The 13,725-nt window shown below is 69.9% G+C and carries 14 protein-coding genes; 9 read left to right on the forward strand and 5 right to left on the reverse strand.

All coding sequences use genetic code 11. The features are described 5' to 3' along the window. Nucleotides 1-2: 2 nt before the first annotated feature. Together D7V77_RS22060 and D7V77_RS22065 are read left to right on the forward strand one after the other, a co-directional pair. Nucleotides 3-878, forward strand: coding sequence for a DUF4129 domain-containing protein (locus tag D7V77_RS22060; RefSeq protein ID WP_233597152.1), 876 nt, complete (start codon nucleotides 3-5; stop codon nucleotides 876-878). Further along, complete coding sequence (locus tag D7V77_RS22065; protein WP_120578265.1) at nucleotides 875-2,059, forward strand: DUF4350 domain-containing protein; 1,185 nt, start codon at nucleotides 875-877, stop codon at nucleotides 2,057-2,059. The genes D7V77_RS22060 and D7V77_RS22065 overlap by 4 nt, the downstream gene beginning before the upstream one ends. A 65-nt stretch (nucleotides 2,060-2,124) precedes the next feature. Here the strand turns inward: D7V77_RS22065 and exoP are convergent, their stop codons facing one another. The 5 genes from exoP to exoL all read right to left on the reverse strand — a co-directional run bounded on the left by exoP (nucleotide 2,125) and on the right by exoL (nucleotide 7,911). Next, the gene (gene exoP, locus D7V77_RS22070; RefSeq protein WP_120578266.1) at nucleotides 2,125-3,327 is read right to left on the reverse strand and encodes a spore coat polysaccharide biosynthesis glycosyltransferase ExoP; all 1,203 of its coding nucleotides are present in this window, start codon (nucleotides 3,325-3,327) and stop codon (nucleotides 2,125-2,127) included. An 87-nt stretch (nucleotides 3,328-3,414) separates the two neighbouring features. Next, the gene (locus D7V77_RS22075) at nucleotides 3,415-4,476 is read right to left on the reverse strand and encodes a glycosyltransferase family 4 protein (RefSeq protein ID WP_120578267.1); all 1,062 of its coding nucleotides are present in this window, start codon (nucleotides 4,474-4,476) and stop codon (nucleotides 3,415-3,417) included. 33 nt (nucleotides 4,477-4,509) lie between these two features. Then, nucleotides 4,510-5,040: a serine O-acetyltransferase gene (locus tag D7V77_RS45755; RefSeq protein WP_120578268.1), complete on the reverse strand. Its 531-nt coding sequence runs from the start codon at nucleotides 5,038-5,040 to the stop codon at nucleotides 4,510-4,512. A 103-nt stretch (nucleotides 5,041-5,143) separates the two neighbouring features. Next, entirely contained in the window at nucleotides 5,144-6,661 is a 1,518-nt protein-coding gene (locus D7V77_RS22085) for an oligosaccharide flippase family protein (protein WP_120578269.1), read from the reverse strand. Beyond that, the gene (gene exoL / locus D7V77_RS22090) at nucleotides 6,658-7,911 is read right to left on the reverse strand and encodes a spore coat polysaccharide deacetylase ExoL (protein WP_306770419.1); all 1,254 of its coding nucleotides are present in this window, start codon (nucleotides 7,909-7,911) and stop codon (nucleotides 6,658-6,660) included. Before exoL ends, D7V77_RS22085 begins: the two co-directional genes overlap by 4 nt. 410 nt (nucleotides 7,912-8,321) lie before the next feature. Here exoL and ccmA point away from each other — a divergent pair, with 410 nt between their 5' ends. Genes ccmA through D7V77_RS22120 form a run of 7 tightly spaced genes read left to right on the forward strand, consistent with a single transcriptional unit; the run spans nucleotide 8,322 to nucleotide 13,655 of the window. Continuing rightward, nucleotides 8,322-8,987, forward strand: coding sequence for a heme ABC exporter ATP-binding protein CcmA (gene ccmA / locus D7V77_RS22095; RefSeq protein WP_120578271.1), 666 nt, complete (start codon nucleotides 8,322-8,324; stop codon nucleotides 8,985-8,987). Continuing rightward, the gene (locus D7V77_RS22100) at nucleotides 8,984-9,688 is read left to right on the forward strand and encodes a heme exporter protein CcmB (protein ID WP_120578272.1); all 705 of its coding nucleotides are present in this window, start codon (nucleotides 8,984-8,986) and stop codon (nucleotides 9,686-9,688) included. The genes ccmA and D7V77_RS22100 overlap by 4 nt, the downstream gene beginning before the upstream one ends. Before the next feature lie 3 nt (nucleotides 9,689-9,691). Continuing rightward, complete coding sequence (ccsA, locus tag D7V77_RS22105; RefSeq protein ID WP_120578273.1) at nucleotides 9,692-10,405, forward strand: cytochrome c biogenesis protein CcsA; 714 nt, start codon at nucleotides 9,692-9,694, stop codon at nucleotides 10,403-10,405. A 2-nt stretch (nucleotides 10,406-10,407) separates the two neighbouring features. Beyond that, nucleotides 10,408-10,578, forward strand: a complete 171-nt coding sequence (locus D7V77_RS44330) for a hypothetical protein (protein ID WP_167548723.1) — start codon at nucleotides 10,408-10,410, stop codon at nucleotides 10,576-10,578. Between the two features lie 4 nt (nucleotides 10,579-10,582). Continuing rightward, a complete protein-coding gene (locus D7V77_RS22110) occupies nucleotides 10,583-11,077 on the forward strand; it encodes a cytochrome c maturation protein CcmE (protein WP_120578274.1) in 495 nt (164 codons plus the stop codon). Continuing rightward, nucleotides 11,074-13,098 (forward strand): heme lyase CcmF/NrfE family subunit, encoded by a 2,025-nt coding sequence (locus tag D7V77_RS22115; RefSeq protein WP_120578275.1) that lies wholly within the window; start codon nucleotides 11,074-11,076, stop codon nucleotides 13,096-13,098. Before D7V77_RS22110 ends, D7V77_RS22115 begins: the two co-directional genes overlap by 4 nt. After that, nucleotides 13,095-13,655 carry a redoxin domain-containing protein gene (locus D7V77_RS22120; RefSeq protein WP_120578276.1) on the forward strand — a complete coding sequence of 187 codons (561 nt, stop codon included), beginning with the start codon at nucleotides 13,095-13,097 and terminating at the stop codon, nucleotides 13,653-13,655. The genes D7V77_RS22115 and D7V77_RS22120 overlap by 4 nt, the downstream gene beginning before the upstream one ends. Nucleotides 13,656-13,725: the final 70 nt, after the last annotated feature.

Consider the following 13,725-nt stretch of genomic DNA (forward strand, 5'->3'; position numbering starts at 1 on the left):
CCCTGCCCCTGCTCCTCCTGCTGACTGCCCTGCCCCCGTGCGCTGACCGGGAGGCCGTGTCGCGCCGGCTCGAGGACACGGCGCGCTCGCGGCCCGCCGCGTTCAACGCGGAGGTGAACCGGCTGATGGAGGCGCTGGACGGCGTGCCCCTGCCGCCCGGAGCCTCCGGCCAGACGGAGCCCGACCGTGCACGGCAGCTCACCGTGTACCTGGAGGCCGTGTGCGGCCTGGACGCGGAGCCGGCCGTATCGCCCGGCGTGACGAGCGAACCGGAGCGGCTGCGCGCCATCCTCGACCGGCCGGAGTTCGCGAGAGCCCGGCAGCGCAACAGCGACCTGCTGACGCGCCTCTTGCGCGAGCTGCAGACCTGGCTGGAGGGCCTCTTCGAATCCCGGGGGGCGCAGGGCTTCGCGGTGGCCACGCGCGCGGTGATGCTGGGCCTGGCGCTGGCGGTGGTGTTGTTCGGCGTGCTTCGGGTGCGCTGGCGCCGGAGCAAGAAGACCGTCACCGCGCAGGGAGTAGAAGGCGAAGCCGCGCCCCTGGAGCTGGATACGCCCGGAGAACACCTGGGCCGGGCGCGCACCGCGCTGGAGACGGAGGACTCGCGCGAGGCCATTCGCGAAGGACTGCTGGGCCTGCTGTCCACGTTGGAGCAGCGCAAGCTGGCGCGGCCGGACCGCGTGAAGACGAACCGCGAGCTCGCCGCGGAGCTGCCCACGCGAGGCGCCCCCGCGCGCGTGACGGGTGAAGTGGAGCGGCTGGTCGGCTGGTACGACCGGGCCTTCTATTCGCTGGAGCCGGTGTCGCGCGAAGAGGCCACCCGCTTCGTGGAGTCCGTGGAGCAGTTGCACGGCTCGCTCGCGGAGGTCCGACCGTGAGGAACGCGCGCGTCGCGGTCATCCTGGGCTTGATGATCGCCGTGGCGCTGGCGGTGGGCCTTGCCTCGCACGAGGCCCCGCCGGACTCCCCCGTGCCGTCCATCACGAACCCGGGCCCGCTGGGGCTCAAGGCCCTCTTCGTCTACCTGGAGGAACGCGGACGGGACGTCAGCGCGCAGACGTCGTCCCTGGACTCGATTCCCGCCGGCACGCGCACGCTGGTCATCGCCGCGCCACAGGCCCAGCCCGTGACGAAGGAAGAAGTCGCCGCATTGGAGCGCTTCGTCCGGGGCGGCGGCACGCTGGTGTATCTGTCTCCGCATGCGCTGGCGGAACACCAACCGGGCATGGAGGACTGGCTGCACATCACCTCGGGCGCGCTGCCCGGTACGAACCACCAGGGCCTTGCCTCCGAATGGGTGGATCCCGCCGGCGTCACCGTGGACGTGTGGCTGCCCGCTGGCGCGCTGCGCGACCTGTCGCTCCTGCGCGTGGCCCGGGATCGGAGCCTGCGAGTGGAACACGGGGACGCGGTGCCGCTGGCGGGCCTGGGCGGCGCGAGCGTGCTGTGGCGCTGGGGCCTGGACCAGGGCGAGGTCTACGTCGCCGCGGGCCCGGACCTCGCGGAGAACCGGCGACTGGAGCTGCTCGACAACCTGCGCTTCTGGGATGCGCTCGCCGCGCGCGGCCCCCTGCGCTTCGACGAGTTCCACCACGCCGTCATCACCCGCCCGCCCCTGTCCCAGGGCCTCTGGGTCTTCATCGCGCAGAGCCTCGCCGTGGGGCTCGTCTACGTCGTCTCCCGAGGCACGCGCTTCGGCGCGCCCCGGCCCGTGCGCGTGGAGCGGCACCGCTCATCTCGCGAGTACGTGCGCTCCCTGGGCTGGCTCATGCGCCGCGCGAAGGTGGAGGCGGAGCTGCTGCCGGAGCTCGACACCGGCCTGCGACGCCTGATGCACGAGCGCCTGGGCATTGCCCCTTCCCTGCCGGACGCGGATGCCGCGCGCCTCCTGGCGGAGACCTGCGGCATCCCCGCGCGCGACTACCTGGACGCGAAGGAAGACCTCGTGCGCACGCGGGAGCGCACACCCATCCGCCCCGCCGACTACACCCGCCTCGCTCGCCGCTACGCCCTGCTGGAGCGCCGCGTGACGGGTCGCGCTGGAGATCTCCAGGAATGACGAAGGCGCGGTGTCCGGCGCGCTCACACGCTCCGGAACCGCGCCCTCCTGCCGCCCGACCGGACCTACAGCTTCTTGCCCGCCGCGAGCATCGCCTCACCCACGTGCTGGCGGATCTCCGTGACGCGCGCCTCCCAGCTCTCGTGGAAGATCTTCTCCGCGCGCTCCCGGTTCGGGCCCGGGTTGTCCGCCAGCGCCGCGTTGACCTGCTTCACGTAGTCCTCCGGCGTGGTGGCGATGCGGCACAGGCCCACCTTGCGGACCTCGGGCAAATCCGACGACACCACCGGCAGACCAGACGCCAGGTACTCGCGCACCTTCAGCGGGTTGGAGTTCAGCGTCAGTTCGTTGATGACGAACGGGTTGAGCGCCACGTCGAACGCCTTGTTGTAGCCCGGCAGGTCCGCGTACGGCTTGCGCCCCAGCATGTGGATGTTGGGCACCGCGCGCAGGCGGCTGTCGTCGCAGTCCGGCGTCGTCTTGCCCACGATGACCACCGAACCCTCCGGGTGCGCCTTCGCGCACGCGATGATGGCGTCCTGATCAATCCAGTCCGCCACCAGCCCGAAGAAGCCGATGATGGGCTTGGGCAGCTTCGCGATGTCCTCCGGAATCTTCGTCGCCGGGTCGCACGCCTTCACGAAGTGCGCGTGGTCCGTGCCGTGGCGCACCAGCACCGTGCGCGGGTTCATGCGCTTCTTGTTCTCATACAGGCGCTCCGCGGACGTGATGCACATGTCCGCGCGGCGCAGCAGGCGCTCCTCCAGCTCCGCGATGTGCTTGCCATTGGTGTCGCTGAACGCGGAGAACTCGTCCACGCAGTGGTACACGACGAAGTCCTCGCCCAGCGTGCCGGACACCGGCGCGGACGCGGGCAGGAAGCTCCAGGAGATGGGGCGCTCGAACTTCAGCTGCTTCATCGCGCGAAGCACCTGGAGCCGCAGCAGGTGGCGGTTCGCCTGGCGCACCGTCTCCGAGCCGTAGAACGGAATCGCCAGCGGCGCGAGCACGTGCAGGTTGGGCTCCACCTCGCGGATGCCCTGGGTGAACGTCTTCAGCTTCTTGATGATCCGCTGCGCGTCGTGCGCGTTCGCCTTGGGCGCGCGGTTGCCAATGCTGTTCACCCACAGCACGCGGTTGTCCCGCGAGAGGATCCGCATGATGTGGACCTTCGACAGCGGATCCCCGTCCCAGTCGTTGGAGAACACCACCAGGTCCCGCCCACGAAGGGCCCGCTTCGACAGGTCCATCTCTTCACTGCGCCGCATCGTCTTCTCCTGAAGTCAAAAGTTCCGTGCTGAAAGCCCTGAAGCGCGCCCTCTCACTCGAAGGCGCCCCAACCCGTCCCCACTCCGTCACGCCGCGTTCACGGTTCCTGCACCTGCCATGCCGGACGGCAGCAACTCCGCGTACATGTCCAGCATCACCGGCCCCGCATCCGGAGCCGTCACCTTCGCCGGGCCCGCCGCCAGCGCGTCGCGCACCGCCTGCGCCAGCGCCCGCTCGTCCCCGGCCTTGAACAACCGCGTGCCCTCCGGCCGAGCGCACACGTCGCTGGCCACGCACGGCACGCCCAACGCCAGCGCCTCGCGCACGGAGATGGAGTCCCCGTCGTGCGTCGTGGGCCGGATGAAGGCGTCGCTCTGGGACAAGAGCCCCAGCGCCTTCGCGTGCTCCAGCTCGCCCAGGTCCTCCAGCAGCCCCGCCACGCCCAGCTCGCGCGCGTCGCGGATGAACTCTTCTGAGCGCGTGCCCGGCCCGAACAGCGCCAGGCCCACGCCCGGGTGCGTCTCCGCCACGAGCTTCAGCGCGCGGAACATCTGCTTGCGCCCGTACACAGGCGACGGGTGGTGCGCCATCGCGAGCAGCGGACCGCGCCGGGACCGCGCTGCCTCCACCTCCGGCGTCACCGGACCGGGCCGCACCTGCGAACCGCAGAAGGCAGGATGCACCACGACCTTCTCCTCCGGCACACCGCACGCGACCACCGCGTCGCGCACCGCCGGGGACACCGCCACCACCCGCGCGTAGCCCGCCAGCGCCGTGCGCGCGAACACGCGCCGGGCCTGCGACTCCGCCAGGTAGTCAGGAATCAGCCCCGAGTGCAGCGTGATGACGCGCGGCGAGCGAGGCCCGGGCATGGTGCCCACCAGCGCCGCCAGCACCCACGCCTTCGGGTTGTTGCCGCTGGTGTGCAGGTGGACCGTCCAGCCCGCGGAGGTGAATCCCGCGAGCCGCAGGCCGAAGGCGGCGGCGCCGTGTACGGGGAGGACGTCCGGAGCCGGCCGGCCACCCTTCCCGATATCGAGCACCTTCGCTTCGACCTCGCGGTCGCGCAGAAATTGATGGAGTTGACGGACGTGGATGGCCACGCCCCCGTACGGCGGCGGGTAGTCCCCGACGAGCAGCACGCGCATGAAGGAAGCCCCTTGCCCAACGAAGCGAAGTGCCTAGCGCGCGGAAGCCTGCGCGGAGGGACGTGGGACCTGGGTGAGCTTCGGCGGCGCACGCGTGGGCAACAGGCCCATCTCGCGCTGGTACGTGGTGAGCGGATCCGCGTCCTGCCGGATGACCTTCGCGGGCACGCCCGCGACCACCGCGCCCGAGGGCACGTCCTTCACCACCACCGCGTTGGCGCCAATCACCGCGAAGTCGCCCACGTGGATGTTGCCCAGCACCTTGGCGCCCGCGCCGATGCGCACGTAGTCGCCAATCACCGGCGCGCCCTCCAGCCCGGAGCGTCCGCCAATCGTGACCTGCTGCGAGATGAGGACGTGACGGCCCACCTTCGCCGCCTTGTGGATGACCACGCCGATGCCGCCGTAGCCCAGCTGCGTCCCCTCGCCGAGCTCCGCGTCTTCAGGGATGTAGGAGCTGTGCAGGTAGTAGATGGCCTTGCGCAGAACAGCGGGCAGCAACGGCACCCCTCGCTTCTTCAGCCCATGCGCCATCCGGTACAGCGTCATCGCGTCGAATCCCATCACGCCTCTCCTCGCCCACATCCGAACTCCGTGACGCCTGGAAGGTAGGTACCCACGCGTGGGGAGGGAAGTGCCCCCCACGCGTGCGATACCCGACGGTGAATCAGGCCGCCCGGCGGGGACGAAGGGACTGCAATGCGCTCCACGGGCGAACGCCTTGCGCATACAGACCCACCACGTACCCCACCACGAAGAGCAGCCCCGCCACTGCCAGTGGCAGCACCCGCCACAGGAAGCCCGTGGGCAGGTTCATCCACGTGTCGTGCACCCCGGAGCGCAGCAGGAAGATGCTCCCACCCGCCGCGAACGCCGCCAGCGACGCCTGCCCCAGCTCCCGCCACGGGATGACGTCCTTGAGCCCCAGCTTGCGCTCGGGCGTGGACAGCGCGCGGGGCACGCGGATGAGCAGCATGCCCTTGCCCACCACCTCCGCCAGCGCCCAGGACGCGATGCCGCCCATCATCCCGAAGTGCTTCACGCCGAACCACAGGAGCGGCACCGTCACGACTGCCTTCACCAGGTACGACGCGAAGATGGCCCGCGTCTGTCCCCGGGCCCGGAGCGTCCCGTCCATGGGCAGGATGGACAGCACCACGCCCAGCACGCTCACCCGGAAGATGGGGACCGCGGACAGGAACTTCTGGCCGAACATGGCCCCCACGAACTCCGGCGCCGCCGCGAAGAGGAACGCCGCGAACGGCAGGAACACGTACGCCAGCTTGCCGGCCGCTTCCCGGAAGGCCTCCACGCCCTCCTCCAGCCGGCCCTCGCGCTCCAGTTCGCCCAGGCGCACCATCAGCACCTCGCTGGTGGGCGTGTAGAGCAGATCCACCACCGGCAGCTGGAAGCAGCCCACCCGGTAGAGCGCGTACACCGCCGGGGCCACCACGCCCGCCACCGCGTACATGTGCGCGTTCTGCTGGGGGATGGCCAGGCACATCGCCGCGCCAAAGGGTGCCGCGTACACCAGCTGCTCCTTGAACAGCTTCCAGTCCACCAGCGGCCCGGTGGAGCCACGCAGCGACACCACCCACGTGGCCACGTAGCGCAGGCCCGCGAAGCAGGCCACGGCGATCATCATCCCGTGCAGGGAGAAGCCCAAAAGCGGCGGCAGCACCATCACGCCGGAGCGCACCGCGTCCGACGCCAGGTACACCACCGCGGACGCCTTCGTCTTCCCCTGGCTGGTGAGCGAAATCTCCAGCGGGTAGCTGCCCAGGAAGAACGCCGTGTAGAGCGCCAGCGCCGCGCGGTGCTCCATCAGCGCCGGGTTGTTGAAGTAGGCCGCCACGTGGCCCAGGAAGAACCACACCAGGCCCGCCGCCACGACGCCCGCGCCCGTCACGAAGAGCAGCGCGTGGCCCAGGTACGGCCGCTTCGCCTCCGCGCGGGGCAGGAAGTAGTAGAGGCTCTGCGCCACGCCGAACGGCAGCACGTACGACAGCGTCGTGGCGATGAGGAACAGCTGGTAGTAGGTGCCGTACTCGTCCAGGTGAAGCACCCGGGCGAGCACGAGCGGAATGGACAGCGTCAGCCCGGCGGTGAACAACCGGGCCAACACCAACGGGCCGGCCCGCCCCAGGAACGACGGGGACGGGGCCGGCTTGGGTGACACACTCACTGGAGCTCCTCCGGCTGCGCCGCCTCCGGGGCAATGGCCACGTTCGGCGCCACCACGACCTGCGCACCCGTCACCGCGGCCGCAACCCGCGGATCCGTCACGATCACCGGCGCTGTCACGTCCACGACTTCCACCGGCGTCGCCTTCGCGAGCGCGACCTCCGCGGCGGCCGCCTCCTGGACCAGGATGTTGGGGGCGCCACTGACAGCCGCGGAGAGGATGTGCGGACGGTGGCCCAGCACCGGGTGGCTCATGCCCAGCACGCCGAAGCAGTCATCGAACTGGCACACCGTGAGCGCCGACGAGTAGTCCCCCATCATCCCCAGGCTGAAGTTCTCCCACATCACCTTGCGCTTGAGGGCGAACGGGTCGCCGCCCACGCGGTTGGGCAGGTCCTCCGTGGTGACGCCCGAGCGGAAGCCGTTCTGCTTGAGCACGCGGATCATCTCGTCCGAGTACCAGCCGTTGCAGTACGCGAAGTCCTTCACCTGGACGCCGACCTCGCGCTCGATGGTCTGCTTGGACTCGACGATCTCCTTCTCCACCACCGCCGTGGGCTCCAGCGTCAGCACCGTGTGGCCCAGCGTGTGCGCGCCGAACTCGAAGCCGTCGCGCGCCATCTGGCGCACCTCGTCCCAGTTCATCACGTCACCCTGCTCGGGCATCAGGTCCGAGCCGCCGCCCAGCTGCTGCTCCAGCGCGTCGATGATGCCCGTGAGCACGCGCGTGGGGTGCTCGCCGATGAAGTCGTCCAGCGCCGCGGACGTCGTCTTCTGCCCGGAGAGGATGGGCCCCAACAGCTGCACGGACGGGCCGGGCATGGTGGAGTAGTCCGGGCGGAACCGGCGCTCCTGCACGCAGCGCAGCAGGTGGAACAGCCGGTCATGGTTGAAGCGCTTGTCCGTGTCGATGAACGCGGTGGGCAGGTAGGTGATGGCCGGCACGCCCATCTGCTTCAGCACCGGGTACGCATACCGGTACACGTCGCGGTAGCCGTCATCGAACGTCACCACGAACAGGTCCTTCTTCGCGGCGCGGCGGCCCTCCATCACGTCCACCGCGTCGCCAATGCTCGCCAGCTCGAAGCCCGCCGCGTGCGCCTGCTCCAGGTGACGACGGAACGTCTCCTGGGAGATGAGCAGCCCCGGGATGGAGCGCTGCAGCTCCCCCGTGAAGTCGCTCACCACGCGGTGGTAGCTCACGATGAGGATGCGCCGGCCACCCGACTGCGAACGGCGGTACGCCGCCATCGCCTTGCGCGCCCCGCTGTAGTGGAGGAACCCCGCCGCCGCCGCCTTCGCCGCCCGCCGCAACACCCTGCCTGCCATCACGCCTCCCTCGCGGCTTTCGCCGTCTGCCCGCTCCCCCCAATGGAACAGGCCCCGCGCCGCCTGTGTGCATGCTGGATGCCAGGGCAGGTAGGTGGTGAAAACCCCCCGTAACCCCAGGAAACCCGGTGCCCCCGAGGGCAGGAACGTCCTTTTGGAGGTCGTACCTGGGTGTACCAGGGCAGTCGGGCGCCCACCCGTGGCGAAAACCTTTCAGTCCCCCGGCGAAAGCGGCGGAAGAAGCAGGCGTAAAAACTTCTTGTCCTCCGGCGGGCGACCCCAGGGGTTTCACTGGTGAACACGGGCTTTTAAGGCTACGAAACGGCCCGCCGATGCCCCCTCTCCCCTCTGGATCAGCACCCGCGCTCGCCCTCCATGACGTGAGCAAGCGCTATGGGCGACGGTGGGCGCTGGCGCGGCTCACCTACGCGCTGCCCGCTGGCCGTTCGCTGCTGCTCACCGGCCACAACGGCTCCGGGAAGACGACGCTGTTGCGCCTCGTCGCCACCGCGCTCGGGCCCACCGCGGGCCGCGTGGAGGTGCTGGGCCGGGACGCCGTGCAGGACCGTGAGGCCGTGCGCCGCGACGTGGCGCTCCTCTCCCACGCCAGCTTCCTCTACGAGGACCTGACCGCGCAGCAGAACCTGATGGTGCTGGGGCGCCTGTTGGGCGTGGACGCGCCGCAGGACGTCGCGGACGCGCTGCTCAACCGCGTGGGCCTCAACCGCCGCACGGACAGCCCGGTGCGAGGCTTCAGCGCGGGCATGCGCAAGCGCCTGGCCATCGCGCGGCTCCTGATGAAGGCCCCTGCCCTGGCGCTCCTGGACGAGCCCTTCGGTGAGTTGGACCCGGCGGGCATCCAGGACATGGAGGGCGTCATCGCGGAGCTGAAGGCGGGCGGAACCACGGTGGTGCTGGCCACGCACCTCATCGAGCAGGGCCTGAGCCTGTGCGAGGAACGGCTGCACCTCCAGGACGGCCGGGCGGTGGCGGCATGAGCCCCCCGAACGCGAAGCGCCGCCCCGGCCTGCTGACGACGACGCTCGTCCTGATGCGCAAGGACCTGCTCATCGAATGGCGCACCCGCGCGCGGCTCAACGCGCTGGTGTTCTTCGCCATGGCCACGCTGCTGCTCTTCTCCTTCGCGCTGGGCCCGGACACGAAGCTGCTGGAGCGCAACGCGGGCGGCTACCTGTGGCTGGCCATCCTCTTCGCCAGCGTGCTGTCCCTGGGCGAGTCCTTCCGCGTGGAGACGGAGAACGCCTGCCTGGACGGCGTGCGGCTGGCCCCGGCGGACGCGCGCGCCATCTTCCTGTCCAAGGCGCTGGGCAACGCCCTGCTGCTCCTGGCCCTGTCGGTGGTGCTGGTGCCGGTGATGGTGGCCCTCTACGGCGTGCGCATCGTCACCGGGGTCGGTGACCTGGCGGGCATCCTGGTGCTGGGCAGCATGGCGCTCAGCGCTCCGGGGACCGTGTACGCGGCCATCTCCAGCAATGCCCGGGCCCGGGATGTGCTGCTGCCTCTGCTATTGTTCCCGCTCGTCATCCCAGCCCTCCTCTCCGCCGCCAAGGGCACCACGCTCGTACTCCAGGGTGACCCGATGCAGCAGCTGGGCTCATGGCAGGGGCTTCTGCTGGGGTTCAATCTGATTTACTGGGGCGTGGGCTTCTTGCTGTTTCCCCGGGTCATCGAGGACTGAAGGATGAACAAGTTCGTCAAGTTTGGCCTGCCGGCGGTGACGCTGGCGCTGCTGGGCGCGGGCTGGTGGCTGGGCCTTGCGTGGGCACCGCCGGACCGGGAGATGGGCGAAGTACAGCGCATCATGTACGTCCACGTGCCGCTCCAGTGGATGGCCATGATGGCCATGTTCATCAACTTCGTGGCCGCGGTGACGTACCTGCTGCGTCAGTCGTGGAAGACGGACGCGATGGCGGAGGCCTCGGCGGAGATCGGCCTGCTCTTCGGCACGCTGGGCATGATCACCGGCTCCATCTGGGGCCGCCCCACCTGGGGCGTGTACTGGTCCTGGGACCCCCGCCTGACGTCCGAGGCCATCCTGCTGGTGTCCTACACGGGCTACCTGGTGCTGCGGCGCTTCGTCGAAGACCCGGAGAAGCGCGCGGTGTGGAGCGCGGTGGTGGCCATCATCGGTGCCATCAACCTGCCCATCGTGTGGTTCTCCGTGCGCTGGTGGCGCAGCCTCCATCAGGTGCAGTCCAGCCCCAAGACGGTGGACCCGCAGATGGTGCTGCCGCTGCGCGTGTCGGCGTTCGGCATGCTGGCGCTGCTCATCGTCTTCATGGTGCACCGCTACCGCATCGCGCTCGCGGAGCGGCAGGCGGAGGTGGCGCTGCCGGACGCGCTGCCCTCGGATGACCCCGCGCAGCGCGCGACCCATTCCTCGAAGGTGGCCTGAACATGACCTCGCTGACGTCGCTGATGCTGCTGGCCCAGGTGGGCAGTGGCCGTGTCCAGGGTGGTTGGGGATACGTGGGGGCCTGCTACGGCATCTCCGTGGCCGCCTTCGTGCTCTACTCAGTGTCCCTCTGGGCGCGCCGTCCCCGCGCCGCTGCCGATTCGAAGGAGTGAGCCCATGACGCCCGTCAACCGCAACCGCCTCATCGCGCTGGGAGCCCTGCTCTTCGCCGGCGCTGGCCTTGGCTTCATCGCCTTCGGCAACATCGGGGACAACCTCGTCTACTACTGGAGCCCGTCGGAGCTGATCTCCAACGGCGACAAGGCCTACACGGCCACCATCCGCCTGGGCGGCGTGGTGCAGCCGGGCAGCATCCAGTGGAATGAAGGCCACACCACGCTGGACTTCCGCGTGGCGGACGGCCCGGACGCGAACGCGAAGAGCGTGCACGTGCGCTCACTGGAGACGCCCCCGCAGATGTTCCGCGAGAAGATCGGCGTCGTGGTGGAGGGCACCTACGACAAGTCCGGCGTCTTCACGTCCAACCGGCTGATGGTGAACCACTCCAACGAGTACCGCGCGCCCAAGGAAGGCGAGGAGCCGCGCAAGTGGCAGGACACGCTGGCTGAAGGCGCCACCACCGCGACCGCGACGCCGCCGGGGGCGCCGTGAACGGAATGTTGGGCTATGGGCTGGTCCTCGCGGGCCTGGCCTTCGCAGCGTTCGGCGCCATCCTGGGCCTGGTGGGCGGCATGCGCCGCAACGACGCCAGCTACCCCTGGGTGCTGCGCGCGGTGTGGGGCTTCGCCGCGTGCATGATCGGCAGCAACCTGGTGATGGTGGAAGCGCTCATCAACCACGACTTCAGCGTGAAGTACGTGGCCCAGGTGGGCAGCCGCGCGACGCCGCTCATCTACACCATCGTGTCGCTGTGGAGCGCGCTGGAAGGCTCCATCCTCTTCTGGGGCCTCATCATGGGCGTGTACCTGGCGGCGTTCGCCTGGGTGCACCGCAAGGAGCACGCGCGCTACATGCAGCTGGCGCTGGGCACCATGCTGGCCGTGGGCGTCTTCTTCGCCTTCCTCATCGCGGGCCCCGCCAATCCCTGGGGCGCCGTGTCGCCGGTGCCGGCGGACGGTCCAGGCCCCAACCCGCTGCTGCAGAACCACTTCCTGATGATCATCCACCCGCCCATGCTCTACGCGGGCTACGTGGGCATGACGGTGCCGTTCGGCGTCGCCGTGGCGGGCCTGCTGCGCGGGGAGATTGGTGAAGCGTGGATGGCGCCCCTGCGGCGCTGGACGCTCATCGCGTGGATGTTCCTCACGCTGGGCATCGTGCTGGGCTCGTGGTGGGCGTACGCCGTGCTGGGCTGGGGCGGCTACTGGGCGTGGGATCCGGTGGAGAACGCGTCGTTCCTGCCGTGGCTGACCGCGACGGCGTTCATGCACTCCACCATGGTGCAGGAGCGCAAGCGGATGCTGAAGCTGTGGACGCTGAGCCTCGCGCTCGCGTCGTTCGTGCTCACCATCCTGGGCACGTTCATGACCCGCTCCGGCATCTTCAACTCGGTGCACTCGTTCACCCAGTCGGACATCGGGCCCACGTTCCTGGTCTTCATCGCCATCCTGCTGGTGGTGTGCATTGGCCTGCTGGCCACGCGCGGCCACCTGCTGGCGCCGGAGGGCCGGCTCTCGTCGCTGCTGTCGCGCGAGGCGAGCATCCTGGTGAACAACCTGGTGTTCGTGGCCATCACCTTCACGGTGCTCCTGGGCACGCTCTACCCGCTGGTGTCGGAGGCCGTGCGCGGCATCCGCGTGAGCGTGGGTGAGCCGTACTTCAACAAGATGGCGGTGCCGGGCGGCATCGCGGTGCTCTTCCTGATGGGCGTGGGCCCGGTGCTGCCGTGGGGCACGCCGGACAAGGCCACGCTGCGCCGGCAGTTCCTCATCCCCGCGGCGGTGGGCGTGGTCATCACCATCGCCTGCTACGCGGCGGGGCTGCGCGGCGTGTACCCGCTGCTCACGTTCGGCCTGGCGGGCTTCGTCACCCTCATCACCCTGCGCGAGCTGGTGGTGCCGGTGCGCGTGCGCATGACCGAGCGCAAGGAGGGCTTCGTCACGGCGCTGACCACCGCGACGAGCAAGTCGCGCCGGCGCTTCGGCGGCTACGTGGTGCACCTGGGCATCGTGCTCATCATCGTCGCCGTGGCGGCCTCCAGCGCGTACGTGAAGCACACGTCCGGCACGCTGAAGAAGGACGGCACGATGATGCTGGACGGCTACCAGCTGAAGTACCTGGGCCTGTCCAGCGGTGAGGAGCCGCACCGCACCTTCGTCGCCGCGCGCCTGGAGGTGACGGCGCCCAACGGCGACGTGACGGAGGCGCGCCCGCGCATGAACTACTACGAGCGGAGCACGGACCCCGTGGGCACGCCCGCGGTGCGTGAGTCGCCGAAGGAGGACCTGTACATCTCGCTGATGGCCTTCAGCGAGACGACGGGCACGGCGAGCTTCAACGTCTGGGTGTTCCCGCTGGTGGGATGGATCTGGTACAGCCTGCCGCTGCTGATGTTGGGCACGCTCATTGCCGTATGGCCTTCGCGCCGGGCGGCGGTGCTGCGCGCGGACGCGCCGACGGTGGGAGCGTCGCCTCCCCTGCCGGGCACGGACGCCGAGCGGGGTGCGGCATGAAGCGCTGGCGGCTTCCGCTGGTGTTCGCCGCGGTGGGGGCGGCGCTGCTCTTCGTCCTCTTCCAGGGCTTCGGGCGGAACCCTCACGAGGTGCCCTTCATGCTGAAGGGCGCGGCCGCGCCAGACTTCACGCTCAAGCCGCTGGACGGTGGTGACGCCGTGAAGCTGGCGGACCTGAAGGGCCGCCCGGTGGTCATCAACTTCTGGGCGTCGTGGTGCGGGCCCTGCAAGTACGAGCACCCGGTGCTCGAGTGGGGCGCGCGCGAGCTGGGCTCCCAGGCCGTGTTCATGGGCGTCGTCTTCGAGGACACGGAGCCCAACGCGCGCGACTTCCTGCGCCGCATGGGCGCGAGCTTCCCGCAGCTGATGGATGAGCGCTCGCGCATGGCGGTGGACTACGGCGTCGCGGGCGTGCCGGAGACGTACTTCATCGACGCGCAGGGCATCATCCGCGGCAAGCACGTGGGTCCCATCGACCCGAAGACGCTGGCCACCCGGGTGCAGGAGCTGACCCAGCCGGCGGCCCGTCCCACCGCGGAAGCCGCGCGTCAGAACTGAGTCAACTTCCGCCCGCTTGGAAGGCAGGCGCCCGGGAGCCGGAAGAGGGCGGCCCGGGGCCGCCTCGCGG

The organism is Corallococcus sp. CA041A (genome assembly GCF_003612075.1).
GTDB classification, from domain to species: Bacteria; Myxococcota; Myxococcia; order Myxococcales; family Myxococcaceae; genus Corallococcus; species Corallococcus exiguus.

Bases quoted from the DNA above. Each gene is read 5' to 3' on its own strand.
- exoP (WP_120578266.1), bottom strand. From the start codon at position 3,327: ATGCGGCGCAGTGAAGAGATGGACCTGTCGAAGCGGGCCCTTCGTGGG.
- D7V77_RS22120 (WP_120578276.1), top strand. From the start codon at position 13,095: ATGAAGCGCTGGCGGCTTCCGCTGGTGTTCGCCGCGGTGGGGGCGGCG.
- exoL (WP_306770419.1), bottom strand. From the start codon at position 7,911: ATGGCGGCGTACCGCCGTTCGCAGTCGGGTGGCCGGCGCATCCTCATC.
- D7V77_RS22110 (WP_120578274.1), top strand. From the start codon at position 10,583: ATGACGCCCGTCAACCGCAACCGCCTCATCGCGCTGGGAGCCCTGCTC.
- D7V77_RS45755 (WP_120578268.1), bottom strand. From the start codon at position 5,040: ATGGGATTCGACGCGATGACGCTGTACCGGATGGCGCATGGGCTGAAG.
- ccsA (WP_120578273.1), top strand. From the start codon at position 9,692: ATGAACAAGTTCGTCAAGTTTGGCCTGCCGGCGGTGACGCTGGCGCTG.
- D7V77_RS22100 (WP_120578272.1), top strand. From the start codon at position 8,984: ATGAGCCCCCCGAACGCGAAGCGCCGCCCCGGCCTGCTGACGACGACG.
- ccmA (WP_120578271.1), top strand. From the start codon at position 8,322: ATGCCCCCTCTCCCCTCTGGATCAGCACCCGCGCTCGCCCTCCATGAC.
- D7V77_RS22075 (WP_120578267.1), bottom strand. From the start codon at position 4,476: ATGCGCGTGCTGCTCGTCGGGGACTACCCGCCGCCGTACGGGGGCGTG.
- D7V77_RS44330 (WP_167548723.1), top strand. From the start codon at position 10,408: ATGACCTCGCTGACGTCGCTGATGCTGCTGGCCCAGGTGGGCAGTGGC.